23 protein-coding genes and 3 pseudogenes are annotated in these 22,642 nt (G+C 65.8%); 8 read left to right on the forward strand and 18 right to left on the reverse strand.

Annotated features, from left to right (window positions below; genetic code table 11):
* Positions 1-117 precede the first annotated feature (117 nt).
* Positions 118-2,220 carry a peptidase domain-containing ABC transporter gene (locus EV671_RS16840; protein WP_243655781.1) on the forward strand — a complete coding sequence of 701 codons (2,103 nt, stop codon included), beginning with the start codon at positions 118-120 and terminating at the stop codon, positions 2,218-2,220.
* A gap of 42 nt (positions 2,221-2,262) precedes the next feature.
* Here the strand turns inward: EV671_RS16840 and EV671_RS16845 are convergent.
* The 18 genes and pseudogenes from EV671_RS16845 to EV671_RS16930 all read right to left on the reverse strand — a co-directional run.
* A pseudogene (locus EV671_RS16845) lies at positions 2,263-2,403 on the reverse strand (IS3 family transposase); the annotation flags it as partial.
* A 192-nt stretch (positions 2,404-2,595) separates the two neighbouring features.
* The gene (locus tag EV671_RS16850; RefSeq protein ID WP_132573836.1) at positions 2,596-4,068 is read right to left on the reverse strand and encodes a Do family serine endopeptidase; all 1,473 of its coding nucleotides are present in this window, start codon (positions 4,066-4,068) and stop codon (positions 2,596-2,598) included.
* 52 nt (positions 4,069-4,120) lie between these two features.
* The gene (locus EV671_RS16855) at positions 4,121-4,681 is read right to left on the reverse strand and encodes a sigma-E factor negative regulatory protein (protein WP_132573838.1); all 561 of its coding nucleotides are present in this window, start codon (positions 4,679-4,681) and stop codon (positions 4,121-4,123) included.
* Positions 4,675-5,259, reverse strand: a complete 585-nt coding sequence (locus tag EV671_RS16860) for a sigma-70 family RNA polymerase sigma factor (RefSeq protein WP_132573840.1) — start codon at positions 5,257-5,259, stop codon at positions 4,675-4,677. Before EV671_RS16860 ends, EV671_RS16855 begins: the two co-directional genes overlap by 7 nt.
* On the reverse strand, positions 5,256-5,669 hold the full coding sequence (locus EV671_RS16865; protein ID WP_132573842.1) for a hypothetical protein: 414 nt from the start codon (positions 5,667-5,669) through the stop codon (positions 5,256-5,258). Before EV671_RS16865 ends, EV671_RS16860 begins: the two co-directional genes overlap by 4 nt.
* Positions 5,670-5,687: 18 nt before the next feature.
* Positions 5,688-6,932 (reverse strand): beta-ketoacyl-ACP synthase II, encoded by a 1,245-nt coding sequence (fabF, locus tag EV671_RS16870; protein WP_132573844.1) that lies wholly within the window; start codon positions 6,930-6,932, stop codon positions 5,688-5,690.
* 51 nt (positions 6,933-6,983) lie between these two features.
* Positions 6,984-7,223 carry an acyl carrier protein gene (gene acpP / locus EV671_RS16875; RefSeq protein ID WP_132573846.1) on the reverse strand — a complete coding sequence of 80 codons (240 nt, stop codon included), beginning with the start codon at positions 7,221-7,223 and terminating at the stop codon, positions 6,984-6,986.
* Between the two features lie 113 nt (positions 7,224-7,336).
* Complete coding sequence (fabG, locus tag EV671_RS16880; RefSeq protein ID WP_132573848.1) at positions 7,337-8,080, reverse strand: 3-oxoacyl-ACP reductase FabG; 744 nt, start codon at positions 8,078-8,080, stop codon at positions 7,337-7,339.
* A 4-nt stretch (positions 8,081-8,084) separates the two neighbouring features.
* On the reverse strand, positions 8,085-9,029 hold the full coding sequence (fabD, locus tag EV671_RS16885) for an ACP S-malonyltransferase (protein WP_132573850.1): 945 nt from the start codon (positions 9,027-9,029) through the stop codon (positions 8,085-8,087).
* 7 nt (positions 9,030-9,036) lie between these two features.
* The gene (locus EV671_RS16890; protein ID WP_132573852.1) at positions 9,037-10,020 is read right to left on the reverse strand and encodes a beta-ketoacyl-ACP synthase III; all 984 of its coding nucleotides are present in this window, start codon (positions 10,018-10,020) and stop codon (positions 9,037-9,039) included.
* On the reverse strand, positions 10,017-11,123 hold the full coding sequence (gene plsX, locus EV671_RS16895) for a phosphate acyltransferase PlsX (protein ID WP_132573854.1): 1,107 nt from the start codon (positions 11,121-11,123) through the stop codon (positions 10,017-10,019). The genes EV671_RS16890 and plsX overlap by 4 nt, the downstream gene beginning before the upstream one ends.
* Positions 11,124-11,238: 115 nt before the next feature.
* A complete protein-coding gene (gene rpmF, locus EV671_RS16900) occupies positions 11,239-11,424 on the reverse strand; it encodes a 50S ribosomal protein L32 (RefSeq protein ID WP_056876082.1) in 186 nt (61 codons plus the stop codon).
* A 162-nt stretch (positions 11,425-11,586) separates the two neighbouring features.
* On the reverse strand, positions 11,587-12,138 hold the full coding sequence (locus EV671_RS16905) for a YceD family protein (RefSeq protein ID WP_132573856.1): 552 nt from the start codon (positions 12,136-12,138) through the stop codon (positions 11,587-11,589).
* Between the two features lie 203 nt (positions 12,139-12,341).
* Complete coding sequence (locus EV671_RS16910) at positions 12,342-15,008, reverse strand: response regulator (protein ID WP_165917614.1); 2,667 nt, start codon at positions 15,006-15,008, stop codon at positions 12,342-12,344.
* Entirely contained in the window at positions 15,005-16,141 is a 1,137-nt protein-coding gene (locus tag EV671_RS16915; protein ID WP_132573860.1) for a SpoIIE family protein phosphatase, read from the reverse strand. The genes EV671_RS16910 and EV671_RS16915 overlap by 4 nt, the downstream gene beginning before the upstream one ends.
* Positions 16,138-16,518 (reverse strand): STAS domain-containing protein, encoded by a 381-nt coding sequence (locus tag EV671_RS16920; RefSeq protein WP_132573862.1) that lies wholly within the window; start codon positions 16,516-16,518, stop codon positions 16,138-16,140. The genes EV671_RS16915 and EV671_RS16920 overlap by 4 nt, the downstream gene beginning before the upstream one ends.
* 14 nt (positions 16,519-16,532) lie before the next feature.
* Positions 16,533-17,399 (reverse strand): protoglobin domain-containing protein, encoded by an 867-nt coding sequence (locus EV671_RS16925; RefSeq protein WP_132573864.1) that lies wholly within the window; start codon positions 17,397-17,399, stop codon positions 16,533-16,535.
* Positions 17,400-17,710: 311 nt separating this feature from the next.
* A pseudogene (locus EV671_RS16930) lies at positions 17,711-18,562 on the reverse strand (methyl-accepting chemotaxis protein); the annotation flags it as partial.
* Here EV671_RS16930 and EV671_RS27470 point away from each other — a divergent pair.
* The 7 genes and pseudogenes from EV671_RS27470 (at position 18,516) to EV671_RS16960 (ending at position 22,632) form a co-directional block, all read left to right on the forward strand.
* Positions 18,516-18,791 carry a hypothetical protein gene (locus EV671_RS27470; RefSeq protein WP_243655782.1) on the forward strand — a complete coding sequence of 92 codons (276 nt, stop codon included), beginning with the start codon at positions 18,516-18,518 and terminating at the stop codon, positions 18,789-18,791. The pseudogene EV671_RS16930 and the gene EV671_RS27470 sit on opposite strands and share 47 nt — an antisense overlap.
* Positions 18,788-19,003 (forward strand): hypothetical protein, encoded by a 216-nt coding sequence (locus EV671_RS16935; protein WP_132573868.1) that lies wholly within the window; start codon positions 18,788-18,790, stop codon positions 19,001-19,003. The genes EV671_RS27470 and EV671_RS16935 overlap by 4 nt, the downstream gene beginning before the upstream one ends.
* A 179-nt stretch (positions 19,004-19,182) precedes the next feature.
* Positions 19,183-19,371, forward strand: a pseudogene (locus EV671_RS16940) (IS4 family transposase); the annotation flags it as partial.
* A gap of 574 nt (positions 19,372-19,945) precedes the next feature.
* A complete protein-coding gene (locus EV671_RS16945) occupies positions 19,946-20,386 on the forward strand; it encodes an ATP-binding protein (protein WP_132573870.1) in 441 nt (146 codons plus the stop codon).
* Positions 20,376-20,828, forward strand: coding sequence for a response regulator (locus EV671_RS16950; RefSeq protein WP_132573872.1), 453 nt, complete (start codon positions 20,376-20,378; stop codon positions 20,826-20,828). The genes EV671_RS16945 and EV671_RS16950 overlap by 11 nt, the downstream gene beginning before the upstream one ends.
* On the forward strand, positions 20,825-22,417 hold the full coding sequence (locus tag EV671_RS16955; protein WP_132573874.1) for a response regulator: 1,593 nt from the start codon (positions 20,825-20,827) through the stop codon (positions 22,415-22,417). Before EV671_RS16950 ends, EV671_RS16955 begins: the two co-directional genes overlap by 4 nt.
* On the forward strand, positions 22,417-22,632 hold the full coding sequence (locus EV671_RS16960; protein ID WP_132573876.1) for an adenylyl-sulfate kinase: 216 nt from the start codon (positions 22,417-22,419) through the stop codon (positions 22,630-22,632). The genes EV671_RS16955 and EV671_RS16960 overlap by 1 nt, the downstream gene beginning before the upstream one ends.
* Positions 22,633-22,642 lie beyond the last annotated feature (10 nt).

Here is a 22,642-nt window from a genome sequence, read left to right on the forward strand (position 1 = left end):
CAGGGTGTCCACCGCCAGCGCCTTGCTACGCGCAATTCACGCGCCAGATCAACGACTTGCCGCTCCCAGCTCGGGCAACAGTCACGGATTCAGGAACATGACTATTGATTGATGACAATGCGTCTACAGCTTCAATCTCACGCCAGTGAATGTGGTCTCGCTAGTCTCGCTATGGTATGTAGCGCCCACAACTTACAGCAGGATCTATCGGAATTGCGCCGTCGCTTTTCGGTTGGCTTAAAGGGAGTAACGCTACAGCAACTGAGTAGCTTTGCAGCAGCGTTAGGCTTTGCGCCTCGAGCGGTCCGCCTGGAGCTCGAAGAACTTGGAGCCTTACGTCTCCCATGTATATTGCATTGGGATCTGAATCACTTTGTGGTTCTGGAGAAGGTTTCCGGCAGTCAAGCATTAATACTCGACCCTGCCGTCGGCAAGCGTAGACTTACCATTTCCGAAGTATCCAGACATTTCACTGGTGTGGCTTTAGAAGTCACACCGATCGGTGAATTAACGTCCAAAGTCTACGCCCCACGCGTCAGTTTATCGGCGCTGACTGGCAAGGTCACAGGTTTGAAGCGTGCACTCCTGCAAATCCTCTGTGTCGCGGTGGTGCTGGAGTTCTTCGCCATCGCCGCCCCACTACTAAATCAAATGGTCGTGGACGAGGTGCTGACGTCAGGAGACCGCGATCTATTGACTGTCCTCGTTTTGGGCTTCGGCCTACTGCTTGTTGTACAGACTCTGATCAGTCTGAGTCGCTCTTGGATGGTCATCGTGCTCGGCCAGACGCTTTCGCTGCAGTTGACGGGGACTGTCTTCGCGCACTTGGTGCGTTTGCCAGTTGAGTTCTTCGAGAAGCGACATTTAGGTGACATTACCTCTCGCTTCGGCGCAGTTAGTGCAATTCAGCAAACTTTAACCACTTCGGTAATTGAGGCAATCCTAGATGGATTGATGGCAGTTGCAGCCTTGGTCATGATGCTTGTCTATGCTCCCATGCTCGCGGCGATTACCGTAGGGTCAGTGGTGCTGTACGGCGTATTGCGTTGGGCCTCCTATGGCCCCTTTCGCAATGCCTCCGCAGAGCGACTGGTCGTCGCCGCTAGAGAAAACACCCATTTCTTGGAAACGCTTCGCGCAATCACGCCCTTGAAGCTATTTGGCCGAGAACAGGAGCGCCGGGCTCGCTGGCAGAATCTTGTCGTAGAAGTACAAAATCGCGACGTGCGCACAGCAAGAATGAGCATGATCTTCTCGACAGCAAACACCTTCCTTTCTGGCTTGGAGAACCTGTTGGTGCTCTGGCTGGGTGCCAAGCTTGTCATGAGTGGCATGGTAAATGGTAGCGTGAGTTCAGGCGCAGGGATGACTATCGGCATGCTGTATGCCTTTATAAGTTACAAAAGCCAGTTTTCTGGTCGGGTTTCAGCCTTAATTAATTATGCAGTTGAGCTCAAAATGCTTGGCCTACACGCTGAACGTTTAGCTGATATCTGCTTAGAACCACCCGAGCCAGACGAGGCCCCAGCAAACGATCTCTCACACTTGAATCCATGCATTGAGCTTCGCGGCGTCAGTTTTCGCTATAGCGAGGGCGAGCCATGGATTCTTAAGGACGCGACTTTCAAAATTGACGCGGGCCAGTGTGTAGCTATTGTGGGCGTCTCAGGCGCTGGAAAGACTACGTTGCTCAAAATAGCGCTGGGGCTCCTCAAGCCCACGGAGGGAGAGGTGTTATATGGGGGCCGACCGATTCGCCATCTCGGCATTGCCAACTACCGACGCCAGATTGGTACCGTGATGCAGGAGGACGTGCTGCTTACTGGCAGCCTTGCCGACAACATCGGCTTCTTCGACTTGCGGCCAGATCAGGCTCGCATCGAGACATGCGCTCGAATCGCCCAGCTGCATGAAGACATCGCCAGAATGTCAATGGGGTACCAGACGCTAGTGGGTGACCTCGGCTCAGGTCTCTCGGGCGGACAGAAGCAACGCCTACTACTGGCCAGAGCTCTATACAAGCAGCCGCGAGTGCTGGCCCTCGATGAAGCAACAAGCCATTTAGACTTGGGCAATGAGCGTGCTGTGGCGTCGGCGATCACTCGGTTGCAGCTGACTCGGCTGATTGTCGCGCATCGCCCCGAGACCATCGCTGGGGCACAGCGGGTTGTGCAGCTTAGGGACGGCCAAGTCTTTGACTTGGCTCGCGCCGCAGCCTGAGGTGACCTTGCCCGCGTTTCCCGGATCACATAGCTGAGACCATTACGCGGCTTGCCTTTGTTGGGCGGCAAGCCATGCCCTTTCGAACTGCATCGGACTGACGTAGCCCAGCGACGAGTGGAGCCGTCGATGGTTGTAGAACGACAGCCAGTCGACGACCTCGTCCATCGCCTCGCGTCGCGAACCGCTGCCCGTGAAGCCTGTCGCTGGTAGCTGCCGGCCTCAGCATGTCGGCGGCTACGAGGGTAGTCTCGCGATCGCGAGATCACGCGTCCTTGAACAGCGAATGGCTGCCGATGGGCACTGTCTCAGCCATAAACGACGGCAACGCAGTCGGCCTTCGGATGGGCCGCAGGACCCGTCCCCGGCGCCCGCTCAGCGAGTCGGCTTCAGCAGCACAAAGCTGACAACGTCATCCCGGCGCACGACCAGATTGATGACCTTGGCCTTGTCGGCCTTGGCGATCTGCGCCTGGAAGGCCTTGACCGAGCCCACCTCGACGTTGTCCACCGACAGGATCAGATCGCCCTCGCGCAAGCCGGCGCGGGCGGCGGCGCCGGTGGCGGCATCGACCTTGACCCCGGACTTGATCTTCAGGTCCTTGCGCTGGGCCTCGGTCAGCTCCGACACCTTCAAGCCCAGGACCGCACTCGGCGCCGCGGCCGGCGCGGCCTCGCCATCACCAGCCGCGGCAGCCGCGCCCTGGCGCTTGCTGCGCTCGTCCTCGCCGATGGTGACGACCAGGTCCTTGTAGCCGCCGCGGCGGAACACGGTCAGCGTCGCCTTGGCGCCGGGCTTCACGGCGGCGATCAGGCGGCGCAGGTCGGCGGCCTTGTCCACCGGCTTGCCGTCGACCTTGGTGATGACGTCACCGCCCTCGACGCCCCCCTTCTCCGCCGGGCTGCCGGCCGTCACGTTGCGCACGACGGCACCAGCTGGCTTGCCCAGCCCGATGGCCTCGGCCACTTCCTTGGTGATGTCGTCGGGCAGCACGCCGAGGAAGCCGCGCACGACATGGCCGCCGGCGCGCAGTTCGTCGGCCACACGCATCGCGTCGGCGATCGGGATCGCGAAGGAGATGCCCATGTAGCCACCGCTCTGGCTGTAGATCTGCGAGTTGATGCCGATGACCTCGCCGCGCATGTTGACGAGCGGGCCGCCGGAGTTGCCGGGGTTGATGGCCACGTCGGTCTGGATCAGCGGCAGCAGGTCACCGGTGTCGCGCTGCTTGGCGCTGATGATGCCGGCCGTCACCGAGTTCTCGAGGCCGAACGGCGAGCCGATGGCCATGACCCATTCGCCGACCTTGGCCCTGTTGCTGTCGCCGATCTTCACGACCGGCAGCCCGCTGGCTTCGACCTTGACGACGGCCACGTCGGAGCGCTGGTCGACACCGATGATCTTGGCCTTGAGCTCGCGCTTGTCGGTCAGCGTGACGATGACCTCGTCGGCGCCCTGCACGACGTGGGCGTTGGTCATCACATAGCCGTCGGCGCTGAGGATGAAGCCCGAGCCGACGCCGCGGCGGGTCGGTGCATCGTCTTCCCCGCCCGGCGTGCCGTCGCGCGGCGCGCCGCGGCGCTGGTTGGGCACGGGGATGCCGAAGCGGCGGAAGAACTCCTGCATCTGCTCGTTCATCTCGCCCTGGTTGTCGGCCAGCTTGACCTTCTCGGCCGTGCGGATGTTGACGACGGCCGGGCCGACGCGCTCGACCAGCTCGGTGAAGTCCGGCAGCTCGCGGGCCTGGGCCGCGGCGGTCGGCTGGCCAAAGGCGAAGGCGAGCGCCAGCGCCGTGCCCGACAGCAGCAGGCGTGCACGGGCGGGATGGGGGCGGTTCTCAGCGTGCATATTGAGTTTCCAGGAATGCGACAACGAAGGGGTCAGGTGGAACAACGCAAGGCTAACGGCCAGGGACTTCAGCGACGGGCCGCGAGGCGGCCGGTTCGGGCAGGCTCAGTTCCCAATCCACGATCTCTGGCGCCGGCTCGCCCGCGAGGATGCCGATAGAAGGCAGCGTACGGCCTGCGGCGGTCTGTGCAAAGCTGGCACCGCCAAGCCCCTGCGCGCGGGCCAATGTGACCGGCACCGCGGCCACGACCTCACCGGGAGCCTGGGCCGGCCTCAGCGCACCGATGCCAAGAGCCATCGCGACGAAGCCCGCCGCGACAGCCAGCGGCGCCAGCCAGTCGCGACGACGCGGATGCTCGACAACCGGCGCCGGCAATTGCGCATGCAGGGCCGCCAGCAAGGCCTCGGGGTCGCGATGCAGGGCGGGCAACTCGGCGGCGCGCAGGCCATCGCCGGCCGCATGCCAATGCGCCCAGCGCTCGCGCAGCGCCGGGTCGCGTGCCCAGTCCTCGCTGACGCGCGCCCAGTCGGCCGGCGTCGCGCGGCCGTCCATCACGGCGGACAGCGCCTCGTTCAGCGCCTCGTTCAGCGCTTCATCACCCGGGCTCACCATCGCCGCCCTCCCCCGCCGCCCAGCAGCGGCCTGAGCCGCGCGGCCACGGCCTCGCGTGCGCGGAAGATGCGCGAGCGCACGGTACCGGGCGGGCAGTCCAGCAGGTCGGCGATCTCTTCGTAGCTCAAGCCATCCACCTCTCGCAGCAGCAGGGCGCGGCGCTGGTCCTCGGCCAGCGCCTCGACCGCCGCATTCAGCCCCTGGGCCAGCTGCCGGCTCGCCAGCAAGGCTTCGGGGGTCGCATCTTCGGTTGGAGCCACCTCGGTGCCAAAAGTTCCGTCCTCGTCATCCAGCGACCCGGCTGGCCTGTGCCGGCTGCGGTGGCGCTGCGCCGCATTGACGGCGATGCGGTAGAGCCAGGTGTAGAAGGCGCTCTCGCCGCGGAAGGCCGGCAGCGCCCGATAGGCGGCCAGGAAGGTTTCCTGGCAGAGGTCGGCCACGTCTTCGGGCGAGCGCACGCTGCGCGCGAGCAGGCGCTCGACACGGCGCTGGTATTTCAGCACCAGCATGTCGAAGGCGGCCCGATTGCCGGCCTGGGCCTCGCGCACCAGCAGCGCGTCGGCGTCGGGATTGCTCATTGCGGCACTGCCGGCGCGGCGAACAAGGTCGCACGCAGGGCACCCCAATGCGCGGCCTGCTGGTGCCGCGACCGCGCCAGCCAGCGCGGCCCCGGGCCGGCGCGCAGCAGCAGCCATGCGTCGAGGTCGATCAGCACGGCGACTTGCACGGCGGTTTCGTCATCGCGATGGGGTTCGGCCAGCCACCGGGCCTGCCCATCCCAGCGCAGGCTGCGTGGCCGCACAGCGGCGGCCCACCAGGCCCAGAGCGCCACGAATGGCACGACCAGCAGCACGGGCCAGGCCTTGTCCTGGTGGCTGATGGCCCAGACGGCCAGCCCGCCCGATGCGAGCGTGGCGATGAGGGCCACGACGGCCTGCACCGCGGGCTGCGGCGACAGTTGCACGACGACGGGCGGCGTGCGGCGCATCGCGCGGCCGGCTGGGGCTTAGACGCGCTTGAAGATCAGCGTGCCGTTGGTGCCGCCGAAGCCGAAGTTGTTCTTCGCCGCGACATCGATCTTCATCGGCCGCGCCTCGTTGGCGCAGTAGTCCAGGTCGCACTCGGGGTCCTGGTTGAAGATATTGATCGTCGGCGGCGCGACCTGGTCGCGGATGGCCAGTGCGGTGAAGACCGACTCGATACCGCCCGCGCCGCCCAGCAGGTGGCCGGTCATGGACTTGGTCGAGCTGACGACCATCTTCTTGGCGTGGTCGCCGAAGGCCAGCTTGATGGCGTTGGTCTCGTTCACGTCGCCCAGCGGCGTGGACGTGCCGTGGGCGTTCATGTATTGGATCTGGTCGGGGTTCATGCCCGCGTTGCGCAGCGCCGCGCGCATGGAGCGCTTGGGGCCGTCGACGTTGGGCGCGGTCATGTGATAGGCGTCCGAGCCCATGCCGAAGCCAACCAGCTCGCAGTAGATCTTGGCGCCGCGCCTCTTGGCGTGTTCGTACTCTTCGAGCACCAGCACGCCGGCGCCCTCGCCCAGCACGAAGCCGTCGCGGTCCTTGTCCCAGGGGCGGGACGCGGTCGCGGGATCGTCATTGCGGGTGGAGAGCGCCCGGGCCGAGGCGAAGCCGCCAATGCCCAGCGCCGACACCGCACCTTCGGAACCGCCCGCGATCATCACGTCGGCATCGCCGTACTCGATGAGGCGGCCGGCTTCCCCGATCGCGTGCAGACCCGTGGTGCAGGCTGTCACGATCGCCAGGTTGGGGCCCTGGAAGCCGAAGTTGATGGAGACGTGGCCCGAGATCATGTTGATGATCGAGGCCGGGATGAAGAACGGCGAGATGCGGCGCGGGCCACGGTTCATCAGCTCGGTGTGGGTGTCCTCGATCATCGGCAGGCCGCCGATGCCCGAGCCCACGAGCACGCCGATGCGCTCGGCCTGTTCTTCGGTCAGTTGATCGCCGGTGGGGATACCGGAGTCCCGCACCGCCTGAAACGCAGCCGCCAGGCCGTAATGGATGAAGGCATCCATGTGCCGGGCTTCCTTGGCGGGGATGTAATCCTCGATGTTGAAGCCCTTGACCTCACCCGCGAAGTGGCACGCCAGGATGCTGGCGTCGAAGCGGGTGACGGTGGCAATGCCGGAACGACCGGCGAGGATATTGGCCCAACCTTCGGCAACGGTGTTGCCGACGGGACTGATCAGGCCAAGACCGGTGACGACAACGCGGCGACGGGTCATGCAGTGCGGATCAGAGAGTTGCGAGAGAAGGGGCTGAGGCCGAAAAGGCGCTCAGGCCTTCTGGTGCTTGACGGCGTAGTCGATCGCCAGTTGCACGGTGGTGATCTTCTCGGCCTCTTCGTCCGGGATCTCGATGCCGAACTCGTCTTCGAGGGCCATCACCAGTTCCACGGTGTCCAGAGAATCGGCGCCCAGGTCGGCGACGAATGCCTTCCCGTTCGTGACGTCGGCTTCCGCCACGCCGAGTTGCTCGGCGATGATTTTCTTGACTCGTGCTTCGATATCGCTCATGACTCCTCCAGGAGGGGTTTGCTGAAAACAGCCCGCCATTCTACGGGCTCTAGAGTGGCACCCCTAGTTCAAGGTGCCGGGGTGGCCTGGAAGGGTCCGCAGGCCACCAGGGGTCAGGACATGAACATGCCGCCGTTGACGTGCAGTTCGGTGCCGGTAATGTAGGCCGCGCCCGGTGACGCGAGGAAGACCACGGCGGCGGCGATCTCGTCGGCCGAACCCAGGCGGCCCAGCGGGATCTGGGCCAGCAGCGCGGCCTTCTGGGCCTCGGGCAGCACCTCGGTCATGTCGGTGGCGATGAAGCCCGGCGCGATGCAGTTGACCGTGATGTTGCGGCTGCCCAGTTCGCGGGCCAGCGAGCGGGTCAGGCCCGCGACGCCGGCCTTGGCCGCCGCGTAGTTGGCCTGGCCGGCATTGCCGGAGGCGCCGACGACGGAAGTGATGTTGACGATACGGCCGCCGCGCTGCTTCATCATCGGCTTGGTGGCCGCGCGCGCGAGGCGGAAGACCGCCTTCAGATTGGTGTCGATGACGGCGTCCCAGTCCTCGTCCTTCATGCGCATGGACAGCATGTCGCGCGTGATGCCGGCGTTGTTGACGAGGAGTTGCAGGCCGCCTTCCTTGGCGACGATGTCATCGATGGCGGCCTGGGCGGCTGCACCATCGGTCACGTTCAGCACGATGCCGCGGCCGCCGTGGGACGCGAGCGCCTCGGTGATGCCGGTGGCGCCGGATTCGGACGTGGCGGTGCCGATCACGCGCCAGCCGGCTTCGGCCAGGCGCAGCGCGATGGCGCGGCCGATGCCGCGGCTGGCGCCGGTGACGAGGGCGACGCCCTTGGATGCAGTTTCAGTCATGGATTCAGCCTCCGAGCAGGGCGCGGGCCTCGGTCAGCGAGGCGGGGTCGAAGACGCAGGCGGCCTGCAGCTCGGCGTCGATGCGCTTGGCCATGCCGGTCAACACCTTGCCGGGGCCGGCCTCGATGAGGTGGTTCACGCCGCGGGCCTTGAGCGCCTGCACGACCTCGACCCAGCGCACCGGCCCGAAGGCCTGGCGGTAGAGGGCGTCACGCAGTGCATCGGCGCTCTCGGTCACGGCGACGTCGATGTTGTTGACGACCGGGAAGGCGGCAGCCTGGAACTGCACCGTGGCGAGCCTGTCCTTCAGGCGCTCGGCGGCCGGCTTCATCAAGCTGGAGTGGAAGGGCGCGGACACCGCCAGCGGCAGCGCGCGCTTGGCGCCCATGGCCTTCAGGATCTCGGCGGCCTTCTCGGCACCGGCCTTGCTGCCGGCGATGACGGTCTGCTTGGGGTCGTTGAAGTTGACCGCCTCGATGGCCTCGCCGGTTTCGGCCGCGGCCTTGGCACAGCCCTCGCGGACGGCCTGGCCGTCCAGGCCCAGGATGGCGTACATGGCGCCGGCGCCGACCGGCACGGCCTCCTGCATGGCCTGGGCACGGAAGCGCACCAGCGGCAGCGCGTCGGCCAGGCTCAGCGCGCCGGCGGCAACCAGCGCCGTGTACTCGCCCAGGCTGTGGCCGGCCGCGGCGACGGGCACTGCGCCGGTTTCGGCGACGAAGGCGCGCCAGCAGGCGATGCCGGCCGTCAGCATGACGGGCTGGGTGTTGGTGGTCAGGTCCAGCTGCTCCTTGGGGCCGGCATGGATCAGCGCGGCCATGTCCTCGCCCAGGGCGGCCGAGGCTTCTTCGAGGGTACGGCGGACTTCGGGGTGGTCTCCCCAGGCATCCAGCATGCCCACGGCCTGGGAGCCCTGGCCGGGGAAGACGACAGCAAATTGTGCAGACATGGGAATTTCAGTAGTTCAGCAGGGCCGCGCCCCAGGTGAAGCCGCCGCCGACGCCTTCCAGCATCAAGGTGTCGCCGCGCCGCACACGGCCGCTGCGCACGGCCACGTCGAGCGCCAGCGGCACCGAGGCGGCCGAGGTGTTGCCATGCTCGTCGACGGTGACGATGAGCTTGTCCAGCGGCATGCGCAGCTTCTTGGCCGTGCCCTGCATGATGCGGATATTGGCCTGGTGGGGGATCAGCCAGTCGATGTCGGCATCGGTCAGGCCGGCCTTGTCGAGCACCGAGCGGGCGACCTTCTCCAGCACGCCGACGGCGACCTTGAAGACGGCCTGGCCGTCCATCCTCAGCAGCGGCGAGCCGATGACCTGGCCACCGGACACGGTGCCGGGCGTGCAGAGGATGTCGGAGTGGCGCGCGTCGGCACGCAGCTCGGTCGCGAGGATGCCCGGCGTGTCGCTGGCCCCCAGCACGACGGCGCCGGCGCCATCGCCGAACAGCACGCAGGTCGTGCGGTCCTTGAAGTCGAGGATGCGCGAGAACACCTCGGCACCGACGATCAGGGCCTTGCTGGCCGCGCCGGCCTTGATCATGGAGTCGGCCACGCTGAGCGCGTAGACGAAGCCCGCGCAGACGGCCTGCACGTCGAAGGCGGCGCAACCGAAGGCGCCGAGCTTCTTTTGCAGCAGGCAGGCGGTGGACGGGAAGACCATGTCGGGCGTGGACGTCGCGACGATGATGAGGTCGAGCTCCTCGGCCTTGACGCCGGCGGCCTCGAGCGCGGCCTGTGCGGCGGGCAAGGCCAGGTCGCTGGAGGTCTGGTCGGGGGCCGCGAAATGGCGGGCCCGGATGCCGGTGCGCTCGACGATCCAGTCGTCGGAAGTCTCGATGCCGTCGGCCGCGAGGCGCTCGGCCAGGGCCTGGTTGGTCACCCGGTCAGTGGGCAGGAAACTGCCGGTGCCGAGGATGCGGGAATAGCGGGGGGAAGTCATGCAGCCTGCGCGGCCGTCGCCGCGCTGTCTCCGGTGTTGTGTCCGGCATCGGTCGCTGACGCTTGCAGCGTGCCGACGATGCGCTCGTGCACCCGGTCAAGCAACCGGTTGCGGGCGGCATCATAAGCGCGGGCCAATGCCTGCTCGAAGGCGAAGGCGTCGGCCGAGCCATGGCTCTTGAAGACCAGGCCGCGCAGACCGAGCAGTGCCGCGCCGTTGAATCGGCGATGGTCGACACGTCGCTTGAAGCGGTTCAGCACCGGCAGCGCGACCAGCGCCGCGAGCTTGCTGAGCCAGTCGCGCCCGAACTCCGCCTTGATGAAGCCGCCCATCATGCCGGCCAGGCCTTCGGAGGCCTTGAGCATCACGTTGCCGACGAAACCATCGCAGACGACGATGTCGGTCGTGCCCTTGAAGATGTCGTTGCCCTCGACGTTGCCGTGGAAGTTCAGCTGGCCGGCAGCCCCGGCCGCACGCAGCAGCTCGCCGGCCTGCTTGATGGTCTCGCTGCCCTTGATGGCCTCTTCGCCGATATTGAGCAGGCCGACGCTGGGCTCTTCGATGCCATCCACGGCTCCCACGAGCGCGCTGCCCATGACCGCGAACTGCAGCAGGTTCTCGGCGGAGGAATCGACATTGGCGCCCAGGTCCAGCACCGTCGTAAAACGACCCTTGGCATTGGGCATGACCGCCGCGATCGCCGGGCGGTCGATGCCCGCCAGCGTCTTCAGCAGCACCTTGGCTACGGCCATCAGCGCGCCCGTGTTGCCGGCCGACACGCAGGCGTGGGCCACCGCCGGCTCGCCGTCACGGCCCTCCTTAAGCTGCTGGATGGCGACGCGCATCGACGAATCGCGCTTGCGGCGCAGCGCCACCTCGATGGGGTCGTCCATCGTGACGACCTCGCTGGCCGCCACGATGCGGCAGCGCGGCCAGCCTGCGGCGGCGGTCAACGCCTCGGGTTGGCCGACGAGGATGAGTTCGGCGCCGGGGTGCTTGTCGAGGAAGGCGCGGCAGGCCGGCAGCGTGACCGAAGGGCCGTGGTCGCCGCCCATGCAATCGACGGCGAGGCGGACAGGATCGGGCAGGGGCGCGTGGGTCATCGAGACGGCGGTCCGGGCAAAAACGGTTCAGAAAAGACCAAACCCGGCACTGCGCGAAACGCAGGCCGGGTCGGCAGATTCATCGTTGCACGCCGCCCACGGGCGGCGCGAAGCATCAGGCCGCGTCGGCCTTGCTCTTCAGCACCTTGCGGCCACGGTAGAAGCCGGTGGGGCTGATGTGGTGACGCAGATGCACTTCGCCGGTCGTCGGCTCGATGGCCGTGCCCGGGGTCACCAGGGCGTTGTGGGAACGGTGCATGCCGCGCTTGGAGGGCGACTTCTTGTTTTGCTGAACGGCCATGAAATTCTCCGAAATCTGCGGGGTTTGGGGTTGCGACCCCGGGGAGTGAGAACAAGGCTCGAACTCCAGGCCGCAGAAAAGCCCATGAGTGTAGCACCGGATGCCAAAAACGCCAAGGCGCGCGCTTCACAGGCGGCTGGAGCGGCAGGCTCGGCATGATCGTCAGCCGTCCTTGCGCTTGAGCGCGGCCAGCGCGGCGAAGGGGTTGGGCCGCTCTTCCGGCACGGGCTCGCCTTCTTCGTCAGCAACCGCCAGCGGCTCCGGGCAATGCTCGTGGCGCGGCACGAGCGGCAGGGCCAGCAGCAGCTCGTCCTCGATCAGCTCGCGCGCATCGAGGTGGCGCGGCAGGGCCAGCACATCGTCGTCGCTGTCCACATCCAGTGCGGCGGCTTCAGCCTCGGTATCGACGAAGCGGATCCAGCGATCGATGGCAATGGCCTCCGGCACCGGCTTCAAGCAGCGCTGGCAGGTCAGCGCGACCTGGGCCGACGCGGTCAGATGCAGCCAGGTCTGCGCAGCGGCGGCCTTGGGCCGGCGGACCTCGCCGTGCAGGCTCCAGCCCAGAGGCGGCCAGCCGGTGGCCGGCGCCTCGGGCGCGGCCGCATCGGCCAGGCGCTCCAGCGCGGCCGCGGGCCATTCGCCCTCCAGGCTGGCGCCGTCATGCGCGAAGGCGGCGAGGTCAAGCTTCTCTGGAACGAAGGCGCGCGATTTCATAGCCCTGAGTTTAGATAAGGAGTTCGGCACATCCAGGCGCCTCGACGCCGCCTGCACGGCCGTCGCCCTACCTCCCTACCCGTGAGCCCACGGCCAGCCCCTCGGTTCGAAGCGACGGGTTCGCCGCACGCGGCCCGGCGGGCGACTCGCGCGCCCGATGCCTGCGCCGCTTCGGGAGCCGTTGACTCAGCCTCACTGACGCCTCACCGAGACCCGGAGTGCGGCAGCATATCCAGCGCGCGCCGGAACTCGAACCGTCGCATGGCATCCTCGACAGCGCTGGCGGAACCGCCCAGCACTTGACTCAACAGCTCGCGCTCGCGATCAAAAAGGATCAGCGCCTGAGCGTTGTCTGTTTCCAGGAGTTGCCGGAAGACTCGCAGTTGCGCCCGAGCACGGCTCGGATCAGAGGCCGAAGGCGTGCCGGGCCCGCGTCGTGCTGCACCCTCCAGCAGCGCCAGCAGAGCCTGCTGCAGATCGAGCCCCTGGGACAGCGCGAGGGTGGCGGCGGCATCATCATGCCGCTCCAGCGCCATCTCCAGGAGGCCCGCTGACCGCGCCAGTTGTGCAGCACCGAGCAGGCCCGCCACGCTGCGGGCGGTGTGGGCCGCGCGTACCGCGGCGGCATGATCGCCTGACTCCAGGGCCTGCGTGACCTGATGCAGGTGGCCTTGGCGGTCGTTGCGGAACCGTTCGACGACGGACGCATATAGGGCGGTCTTGTTCATGAGCCGGCCCAGTGCCAGGTCCACCTCCAGCCCACCGTCGCGCAAGACGTCAAGATTCAACGGCGGGTCATCGCCAGGAGTGCAGGGGGCGGTGCGAGCCGCCCTTGCAGCGCCGGGGCACCAGCGCTCGATACGGTCGAAAAGCCTGGTGGGATCGAGGGGCTTGCCAAGGTGGTCGTCCATGCCGGCCTCCAGGCAGCGCTCACGGTCGCCCGCCATCGCATTTGCCGTCAGGGCCAAGATGGGGATGTGCTTGCCGTCGCTCCTTTCGCGCTCACGGCGACGCCAGGCGCGAGCCGCGCTCATCCCGTCCATCAGCGGCATCTGCATGTCCATCAGCACGATATCGTGCCCGCCCGACTCCAGGTGCCGCAACGCCTCCTCGCCATTGCTCGCGACGGTCACGGCTGCACCCACCGAGTGCAGCAACTCCGTGACCACCTGCTGGTTGACCTCGTTGTCCTCGGCCAGCAGCACTCGCAGGCCCTCGAAACGCGTCGCCACCGGTACGACGGCCACATGGCGTCCCGAGGCGAGCGTGGGCACTTGCACGTTCAACAATCCATCGACGGTATTGGAAAGCAGGCTGGCGCATACAGGCTTGATGAGCACGCCTGCAAAGCCTGCCTGTTCGGCCTCGCGGATCACCTGCTCACGCCCGTAACCTGTGAGGAGGATGCAAGGCGGCGGCCGACCCACGGACTGCGCCAATAGCTGGCGGCGCACTTCGATACCGTCCATGTGGGGCATGCGCCAGTCCAGTAGCACCACATCGTAGGGTTTGCCTGCGACGGCGGCGCGCGGAATCCGCTGCAGAGCCTCGGCGCCACCCTCGGCCTGCTCAACGCTGAAGCCCATGCCCAGCAATACCTGCATGAGTGCGTTGCGCGTGCCCTCATGGTCGTCGACGACGAGGATCCGTCGCCCCTCGACCTCGGCAGCCGGCCGCAGCATAGGTTTGGCATGCCCGCGTCCGAAATTGGCCGTGCACCAGAACGTGCTGCCCTTGCCGGGCTCGCTGATCGCGCCGATCTGGCCATGCATCAGCTCGACGAGGGCTTTCGAGATCGCCAATCCAAGGCCCGTACCACCGAAACGCCGCGTGACGGAGGTGTCGGCCTGCTGGAACGATCGGAACAACCCCCGCGCCTGCTCATCCGTCATGCCCATGCCGGTATCCGACACCTCGATGCGCAACTCCACCGACGTTTCATGCAAAGCGACGCTGCGCACGTGCACCGCGATCTCGCCCTGTTCGGTGAACTTGATCGCGTTGTTCGTGAGGTTGATGAGGATCTGGCCGAACCGGAGAGCGTCACCCACGAGCATGAAGTCGATGTGGGGATCGACATCGAACAGCAACTCCAGCCCCTTGGCCTCGGCGCGCTCGCCCACAAGCATGGCGAGGTTCTCGAGCACAACCTCGAGGTCAAATTCGACCCGCTCCAATTCCATGCGACCGGCCTCGATCTTCGAGAAGTCGAGGATGTCGTTGATGATCGCGAGGAGGTGCTGACCCGAACTCTGGATCTTGTTCAGGTAGTCGAACTGCCGCGTATCCAGGTCGGTCTGCAACGCCAGATAGGTCATGCCGAGCACGGCATTCATCGGCGTGCGAATCTCATGGCTCATGTTGGCCAGGAAATCGCTCTTGGCGCGGGTTGCCGCTTCGGCCAGTTCGTTGGCCGCGGCGAGCTCGCGGTTCTGCGCCTGGATCAGCTCGAACAACTCCTCGCGGCTCGCCTCCTGAAACTGCTGCCGCATCGCCTCCACCTCGCCCGGGCTCGGCGCGCCCGTCAGCTGGCAGCGCAGGTAGATGCCATTGCGCACCCTGCCGAGCTCCAGGCCAGCGCCCAGATGGGCCGGCAGCGCGATGTCCGGCCAGTCCTGCGTGCCGGCCGGGGTGATCTCGAGGCGCAGGGACCGCCCGTCAGGCGCAAGATCGGCCCGCAGCCGGAGCGCTGGCAGGCGGCGTAGCACCGGCGCGCAGATCTCTGACAGCAGGCTGCAGCAGCCGATCGCCTGAGTCGTGCCGAGAGTGTGGCAACGGGCCAGCATGCTCAGCAGCTTTCGTCGCGCATTGACATGAGCAAAGGCGCCGCCGAGCCGCACCTCACCCAAGGGCACCGCGCGCTCCGTCATGCCAGCCTCACCACGGCACAAGCTGCGTCGTCGAGGGCCTGGCCACATTGGCTCACCACCTGATGGGCCAGGGCCGGTGCATCGCTCGTTCCTGGCAGGCCGCCGCGAAAGCCACCCAGCGACTCGCTGACGCCATCCGAACAGAGCAACAGCACCTGCCCCGGCGAAAGCCGGACCTGTTGCACGAAGGGTGTCGGGAAACGGTCGCCGAGAACGCCGTTACGCGACACGCCGGCCCAAGCCCGTTCGCCAGATCCTGGCCCCAACAAGTGCGCGCGCACATTGCCGACACCGGCATAGCGCAGCAGGTGCGCCACAGGATCGATACGCGCCACGCCCGCCGCGGCGCCAGCCGTGTTGCGGCAGGCCTGGTGCAGGGCCTCGAGCAGCGGCACGATGTCCGGTCGCGGATGTCCCTCCACCAGGGCCACCAGGCGCATGACCAGATCGTTGGCGCGCGGCCCGTGGCCGGACGCGTCAATCATCGCGACAAGGAGCTGGCCGCTCGTGATCTGCCGGAACACGATGGCATCGCCAGAAATAGGTTGCCCCAGGCAGGGGCGGGTTTCCCGGCCACAACTCATCTGGAGCGCCGTCGGCTTCGCACCCGGGCGGAGGAGATAAGTCAGGTGTGCACGCTTTTGAGGTGGTCCTTCCCCAAGGCACGTGAGGGCTCGCACGCTCGTGCCACAGCCCGGGCCTGTCTCAATGTGAACTTGGTCCGCCATGCGGATCACACCAGGCAGACCCAGGCCTAGTGTGCCCGCGGTGCTGAAGTGTTCACACACGGCAGCCGGCACGTCAGCGATGCCGGGGCCGGTATCCTCGGACAGGATTTCGATCATGTCCTGGCCGGACTTCTGGCACCGGCACACGCGCAGATCGCCGCCATGCGCGAACTTGAGCATGTTGCTGCCGAGTTCGGCAGCGATGGTGCACAGCAGCGTGCGCTGCGCCTCGGCGACGCCGGCCAGCAACACGGTCCGTGGTAAATGGCTCAGCGCCAGCTGCAGGTCCAGCTCGCTGCGCAGCCGGAAAACCACCTGCTGCTCACCCGTCAGAGCGTCCTTCGCACCGTAAATCGGCCCGCCGGGCGGGCTTAGGGCCTCCACAAGTCGGTGTTCGGGGCTCATGAAGCCGCCTCCGCCTCGGCCATGCTGCGCGCATGATCCAGATCGCGACAAAAGCGCAGCGCCGGAGCCTCCGATTGTGTGAGCGCGAGGTGGATGGCGATGCCCGGATTCAGCGCTGCCAGATAGGCGCGGGCGCCCAACAGCTGGCACATGCCTCCCAGATCGGCCAGGCGCGCGAAGTCATGGCTGTCCATCACGAGCACGGCCGAACAGTCCAGCACGACCGTCCGCCAGGGCCTCGACGCCAGTCGCTGCAAGACGGCCTGCGCAAGTCGCTCCAGGCGGTCTGGCGCCATATCGGGCGGGAGATTGGCCACGAGCATGCCGCCCAGCTCGCTGATCCGGCTGGCATGCTCAATGTCGTCGGCGTCCAACATGTTGGAGGCAGGTTTCAGATCGCCTTGCCGACTCGCTTTAGCGCCATCTCGAAGGCATCGCGCAGTGTGGCGGTCGTTTGGATGTCGCCGACCGACACGCCCAGTTCAACCATGGTCCGCGCGATGGACGGAGACACGCCCGAAATGATGGCCTCGCAGCCCATGAATTGCGTGGCCTTCGTGATCTTGATGAGTTGGTTGGCGACACCGGTGTCCACGCTGGCGACGCCCGAGATGTCGAGTACGAAAACCCGTGCGCGCGTCTCGGCGATCTTCGTGAGCGACTTGGTCATCACGTCGGCCGTACGCGTGGAATCGATGATGCCCACCAGCGGCAGCAGCAGGATGCTGTCCCAGATGGGCGTCACCGGCGTGCTCATCTCCATGACGGCCTTGGCGTGAAGCGCGATCTTGTCGCGCGCGATCGTCGCGATGGTGTCGATGACGACGTAGGTGTCCAGCAGCATCAGCTTGCCGATGGCTGCCGTCTGCCGCACTGCGGCGGCCAAGTCGTCGGAGCGCAATTCACGCAGACGCTCAGTAATGAAGGCCAGGAACTGGCTGACGCCCGCGAAATAGATGTCGTTGGGTAGGTCGATGCTGGCGTGCACCTGCCCGATATGTTGGCGTTGAGAAAGATAGACGGCATCCACGCGGCCGCGCAGAAAGGTGCGCCAATGCTGGGTCTGCTGGCTCCTCACTCGGCCCAGCTGCTCGTCGGACGAAAAGAGCTTCATGGCGCCGGGCTGGCTGCGCAGCCACTCGTACCAGCGCTCCACGATTTGGTCAATCTGCCCGTCGAGCACGACGCCAGCGGCCGCGACTTCAGCCAAATCGGCCTCGGAAATCGAGAACATTCCCAGCAAGTCGTCTGGCGTCATACATGCTCCCTTGTCCCGTTTTTCGGGCTCCACCGCGGCCACTCTAAGGCGTCCATGGATTGGGTGACTAGGGAACACACACTGGCAGTGCGGATTTCCGAAATTCCGGTGGAATTCAGGAGCGTCGGAGCTTGGGGCGATCGGCGCCTCGAGCCCCCCAAAAGTACCGGGCACTCGTCCAGCAAGGACGTCAACGGAGGCTCAGGGGTGGCGCTGCCCATGGCGCAAGCCACGCGGAATGTCTCGTCGCTCCACCAACGAGATGACGACGTCCAAGATGGTCTATCCCGCCGCCGCCGAGGGAGCTGCCGTCAGCGTCTCATCGTAGGCAGCTTGAAAGTGGCAACCTTCCGCACCAGTTGCAAGGCCTGCGCGCGTAGGCCATCGGCTGCGGCGGCCATTTGCTCGACCATGGCGGCGTTCTGCTGCGTAGCTTGATCAATTTGCGAAACGGCGGCACCGACCTGGCTTACGCCTGAGCGCTGCTCCGTGCTGGATGAGCTGATCTCGCCCACGATGTCGGCCACACGCTGGATGCTGGCAACGACCTTCACCATCGTTTCGCCAGCCTGATCGACGAGTGAGTTGCCACGATCCACCCGCTCCATGCTCTGCGTGATCAGTTGCTTGATCTCGCGTGCAGCTTCGGCACTGCGCCCGGCAAGCGAGCGCACCTCTGCGGCAACCACCGCAAAACCTCTGCCCTGCTCTCCTGCCCGTGCGGCCTCGACTGCCGCGTTCAGCGCGAGGATGTTGGTCTCGACGACCTCCGAGACCACTTGACCACCCTCCGACGCGATTTGGGATGCGCCGCGCGCCAACTGGTTGGCTTGAAGGGCGTTGTCGACGTGGTTGCGCACCGTCGCCCCCAACTCTTCCATCGAAGCCGCCGTCTGCTGCAGGGCGCTGGCTTGGCTCTCCGTGCGTGCACTCAGATCCTGATTTCCGGAGGCAATCTCGGAGCTGGCGTTGGCGACCGACTCCGATCCGTCACGCACCTGCCGAACGATGCCGACCATGCTGTCGCGCATGGTTTTCACACCCTGCATCACGCTTGCACGATCACTCGCACCCAGTTCAATTTCAACGCTGAGATCGCCTTGAGCCAATCTGTTCGTGATCGCATTCACCTGTGCCGGCTCACCACCCAGCTGGCGCGTGATGCTGTCGTTCGCGGAACGCTTACAGCTCATCGCCCACGGCCTCAAGAGCGCGGGCTGTGCGCACACCCTGCTGGCCGACTCGGGGCTGGAGATCCTGCGCCAGGCCTGCAAGGGGCTGCCCCGCCAGGCCAGTCGCATCTTGTGCACCGCCATGCGGCTGGCCGTGCCCAAGGGGCTCAACCACCTGCCCGACGAACTGCTGCAGCAGGCCATCGCGGAGTTGCAATGACCACGCCCGGCACTTCAGCGCCGCACGACAGCATCCCGCTGCCCCGCCTCAGCGACGAGGCCGCCGTCGAGCTCTACCTCTTCGTCGAGCACCTGTTCATGCTCCTCGAGTCGCGCTACGGCGATCAGATCCGGCGCCACTTCGACGATCGAGACCGCCACAACCTCCTGGACGCCGACCCCGATCGGTCGGCGAACGATCCGCCGTTCTGACGCCACCTCGCACTCACCGCCAACGCCGCCAGCCCACCCCTGGCGGCGTTGTTCATCGCGCCTTCGCCATCGCCGTCTCACGGTGCTCAGGGCGCGAGTTCCCCCTGATGCTTCATGAGACAGCGGCCTCGACTCGCCCTCGAATAGCTCGGGACCGCGAGTCCAAAACTACGCGGGACGTAACACGCAGCAAGACGCCGGACCTGGTGCAGCAAGAACTGTGGGGGCTGTTGCTGGCGCGCTTCGCCGTGCGCCAACTCATGGCTCAGGCGGCCTGGCGCCAAGAACTCTATCCTGACCGATTGAGCTTCATGCACGCGGTGCGCGCGATCAAGCGAAAACTGCCGCAAGCCGCGGCTGTTCCCCCCCCTGAGCGCCTAGGTCAACGGCGAGATGCCTCGCTCGCGGAGATCGGTCGTGGGCTGTGCTCCAGCAGCCGAGGCCGCAGCAACCCGCGCGGGGTCAAACGCAAGATGAGTAACTTCACCGTCCGCCATCGCGGCGCCGTACTACATCGCAGGCAACAACCAATTCCTGTCCTTCGTATCTGAACAGTATTGAATCTAGGCCGCATGGCGTTGTTGCACGCAATGATCGACTACGGCACCTCCTTGGCTTGGGCCGGGCGCAGCGACGTCTCTCCCGTGGGCCCGATGTTGACGCCCGACGCATGGTGCCGTGTCGACCTTCAGGGCGGCGTCGCCCAGCTGCATGTGCAGGCACTCGACGCGGGCCTCGGCGGTCGCCGGGGCACCTGCTCGTTCGACTACGTAGAACGGCTATATGTTGCCGTGCTAACAATGTAATCAAGACGACCCACTCGAAAAAGCATCAAACGAGCCTTGTCAAGGAGCGAGCAGGCTCGTAGGCTTTCTGTACTCGCGTGCCGCCAGCAATAACTACTCTAGGCGCACCGTCGTAGAGCTGGTTAGGGAGGCTTGAGTGCACGCACCTATCCCATTCCTTCTACAGCGTTGCCCGTTCCTGGTCGGCATCGGTGGGATTGCGTTGCTAACGGCCCTGTGCGGATTGACCCATCGCCGGTGCCAGACCACCGCGGGGGTATCCAAGCTTCGTGTCGCCAGGAAGTTCCCGGGCAAGGTCGAAGACGCGGTCATCCATGTCGGTACCGGGGTTGGGGACGGGCAACAGGTCTGCTTCGTGTCGGACAACGGCGCTGGCTTTGACGTGACCCATGTCTCGCGGCTGCTCGACGCGTTTCAGTACCTTCATCACGAGGTCGATTTCCGGGGCACTGGCGTCGGCCTGGCCATCGCCCAACGCGTGATGCGCCGCCACGGCTGGTTGTTGGGGGCCAATGCGTCCGTCAGCCATGGCGCGACCTTTCATTTCCGTCTAACGGAACATGATGATGAACGATGAGAATAAGACCATCCTGCGGGGTGAAGCCAACCCGGCCGACGTCGCGCTGACACCGCGGGCCTCTAAGCGCAGCCATCTGACGGACCCGCTCGCTGTCGCCCGCGATGGCGTCGAGGCACTCAACTTTCCCTTTGCGCGCGGCGCCCATGCCGGCGGAGTCGGGACGTATTTGCCGACGCTGGTCGTAGTCGACCTGAAGCTGCCAAAGCTTGATGACTTGGGTGTGCTCAAGTCCTTGCGCGCTGATACGCGCACGGCACCGCTGCCCACGGCCATCCTGACCTCATCCAAGGCAGAGCAAGACGTTCTGTCGGCCTATTCCTTCGGCGCAAACCGCTACGTTCGAAAGCCCGTCGATTTCGTCGAGTTTGTCAGTGCCGTCAAGGTGCTTGGCCAGTACTGGCGCGCACGCAAGCAAATCCCACGGCGACGGACACCATGAACGAGCGCCGAATCAAGGTCCTCGCTGTCGAGGACTCCGAAAACGACTTTCGCTTGGCCATTCGCCAACTCAGACGGGCGGGTTTCGAGCCGGACTGCCAGCGCGTCCAGGACCTGACGAGCCTGAGGAAGGCCTTGGGCGAAGGCCCCTGGGACGCCGTCATCTCCGACTTCAGCATGCCGGGCTTCAGCGGGCTGGATGCGCTCGCCGAGTTCCGCAAGGCGGCGCTGGACGTTCCCTTCATCTTCGTCTCAGGAACGATCGGCGAGGAAACCGCTGTCTCGGCGATGCAGGCAGGTGCCAACGACTACGTGATGAAGGAGAACATGAATCGTCTCGGCCCCGCGCTCGAGCGTGAGTTGGGCCAGGCCGCAAGGCGCGCCGCCCACCGGCAGGCGGAAGCCGAATTGAGCCGATTCGAGGCGCAGCTCCACCAGGCCCAGAAGATGGAGTCCCTGGGTACCCTGGCCGGCGGCATTGCCCATGACTTCAACAACCTCCTCGGCGCCATCCTTGGCAACCTTGAGCTGGCTAGGTCCGACTTGCCGCCTGATCACCCTGTGCAAGTCGCGTTGGGCCAAGTCCAGCAGGCGAGCGTGCGGGCTCGTGACTTGGTCCGGCAAATATTGACCTTCAGCCGACGCCAGCCGCAACAGTTGCAGAACATTCCGCTGGGGCCCGTCGTCGAGGAGACCTTCCGGCTGCTGCGCGCAACGCTGCCCGCCAGCGTCGAGCTGAGGCTGCGGCAGGGAAAAACGCCGCTGTACGCGAACGCCGACGCGACCCAGTTGCAGCAGGTCTTGATGAACCTGTGCACGAATGCCTGGCACGCGCTGCACGGCGAGCCGGGACAGATCGACATCGGCTTGGAGGCCACGCACATCGACACGGCCACCGCCCGTATGCGTGGCCTTGTCGCAGGCCCGCATGTTCATCTCTGGGTGAAGGACACGGGCTCCGGCATAGATGCTTCAACGCTCGCCAGGATCTTTGAGCCCTTCTTCACCACCAAGTCCACCGGGCAAGGTACCGGACTGGGGCTGTCGGTCGTGCATGGCATCGTCATGAGTCATCACGGCAGCATCTCCGTAGACAGCGATCCCGGGGCGGGCAGCACCTTCCATGTGCACCTTCCTGCGACATCCGCAGTACCTGCATTGGCAATGCCGACCGAGCCCCCAGCGCCAGTCGAGCCTGCGCGAGGAGAGCACGTGGTCTATCTTGATGACGACGAGACCGTCATGCTCGTCATGGTCCGGATTCTCGAGAAGGCGGGTTACCGATGCAGCGGGTTTCAGGACGCACATAGCGCTTTAGCCGCCGTCCGAGATGCGTCCCAAAGGGTCAAAGTCTTCATCACCGACTTCAACATGCCCGGCCTGTCGGGGCTGGAGGTGGCCCGTGAAGTGGCGGCCATCCGGCCCGGGCTTCCCATCGCGATCAGCTCCGGCCTGATCACTGACGAACTCCGCGAGCAGGCACGACGGGTTGGCGTGCTGGCTGTGATCGAGAAGGAAAACGCCTTCAGCGAGATCGTGCCGCAGGTGGCCCGCCTGTTGAACTTCGCAGCAAAGCCAGCCTCCACTTGATGGGCAACATCCAGATCGGCACTTGCTATCGGCTGACCGGGTTGCCCGGCGCAGGCAAGACAACCCTTGCGAGCGCCTGCCGACGACGCCTGAAGTCTGAAGGGCGCGACGCCTGTGTTCTGGTCGCGGATGTGCTGCGGGAGGGCATCAATCGCCATGCCACTGATCGCGGACAGTGTCCGGGCGATCGCGGATACCCTGAGTCGAGTGCCTGAGTGACGGCCC

It is taken from the genome of Roseateles saccharophilus, assembly GCF_004342485.1.
Taxonomy (GTDB): domain Bacteria; phylum Pseudomonadota; class Gammaproteobacteria; order Burkholderiales; family Burkholderiaceae_C; genus Pelomonas; species Pelomonas saccharophila.

Coding starts and splice junctions, on each gene's coding strand:
- fabD (WP_132573850.1), bottom strand. CDS start 9,029: ATGTCTGCACAATTTGCTGTCGTCTTCCCCGGCCAGGGCTCCCAGGCC.
- EV671_RS16960 (WP_132573876.1), top strand. CDS start 22,417: ATGGGCAACATCCAGATCGGCACTTGCTATCGGCTGACCGGGTTGCCC.
- EV671_RS16860 (WP_132573840.1), bottom strand. CDS start 5,259: ATGAGCAATCCCGACGCCGACGCGCTGCTGGTGCGCGAGGCCCAGGCC.
- EV671_RS16950 (WP_132573872.1), top strand. CDS start 20,376: ATGAACGATGAGAATAAGACCATCCTGCGGGGTGAAGCCAACCCGGCC.
- EV671_RS16955 (WP_132573874.1), top strand. CDS start 20,825: ATGAACGAGCGCCGAATCAAGGTCCTCGCTGTCGAGGACTCCGAAAAC.
- EV671_RS16890 (WP_132573852.1), bottom strand. CDS start 10,020: ATGACTTCCCCCCGCTATTCCCGCATCCTCGGCACCGGCAGTTTCCTG.
- plsX (WP_132573854.1), bottom strand. CDS start 11,123: ATGACCCACGCGCCCCTGCCCGATCCTGTCCGCCTCGCCGTCGATTGC.
- fabF (WP_132573844.1), bottom strand. CDS start 6,932: ATGACCCGTCGCCGCGTTGTCGTCACCGGTCTTGGCCTGATCAGTCCC.
- EV671_RS16925 (WP_132573864.1), bottom strand. CDS start 17,399: ATGACGCCAGACGACTTGCTGGGAATGTTCTCGATTTCCGAGGCCGAT.
- EV671_RS16910 (WP_165917614.1), bottom strand. CDS start 15,008: ATGACGGAGCGCGCGGTGCCCTTGGGTGAGGTGCGGCTCGGCGGCGCC.
- EV671_RS16850 (WP_132573836.1), bottom strand. CDS start 4,068: ATGCACGCTGAGAACCGCCCCCATCCCGCCCGTGCACGCCTGCTGCTG.
- EV671_RS16840 (WP_243655781.1), top strand. CDS start 118: ATGCGTCTACAGCTTCAATCTCACGCCAGTGAATGTGGTCTCGCTAGT.
- EV671_RS16855 (WP_132573838.1), bottom strand. CDS start 4,681: ATGGTGAGCCCGGGTGATGAAGCGCTGAACGAGGCGCTGAACGAGGCG.
- EV671_RS16905 (WP_132573856.1), bottom strand. CDS start 12,138: ATGAAATCGCGCGCCTTCGTTCCAGAGAAGCTTGACCTCGCCGCCTTC.
- fabG (WP_132573848.1), bottom strand. CDS start 8,080: ATGACTGAAACTGCATCCAAGGGCGTCGCCCTCGTCACCGGCGCCAGC.
- EV671_RS16865 (WP_132573842.1), bottom strand. CDS start 5,669: ATGCGCCGCACGCCGCCCGTCGTCGTGCAACTGTCGCCGCAGCCCGCG.
- acpP (WP_132573846.1), bottom strand. CDS start 7,223: ATGAGCGATATCGAAGCACGAGTCAAGAAAATCATCGCCGAGCAACTC.
- rpmF (WP_056876082.1), bottom strand. CDS start 11,424: ATGGCCGTTCAGCAAAACAAGAAGTCGCCCTCCAAGCGCGGCATGCAC.
- EV671_RS16915 (WP_132573860.1), bottom strand. CDS start 16,141: ATGAGCCCCGAACACCGACTTGTGGAGGCCCTAAGCCCGCCCGGCGGG.
- EV671_RS16920 (WP_132573862.1), bottom strand. CDS start 16,518: ATGTTGGACGCCGACGACATTGAGCATGCCAGCCGGATCAGCGAGCTG.
- EV671_RS16935 (WP_132573868.1), top strand. CDS start 18,788: ATGACCACGCCCGGCACTTCAGCGCCGCACGACAGCATCCCGCTGCCC.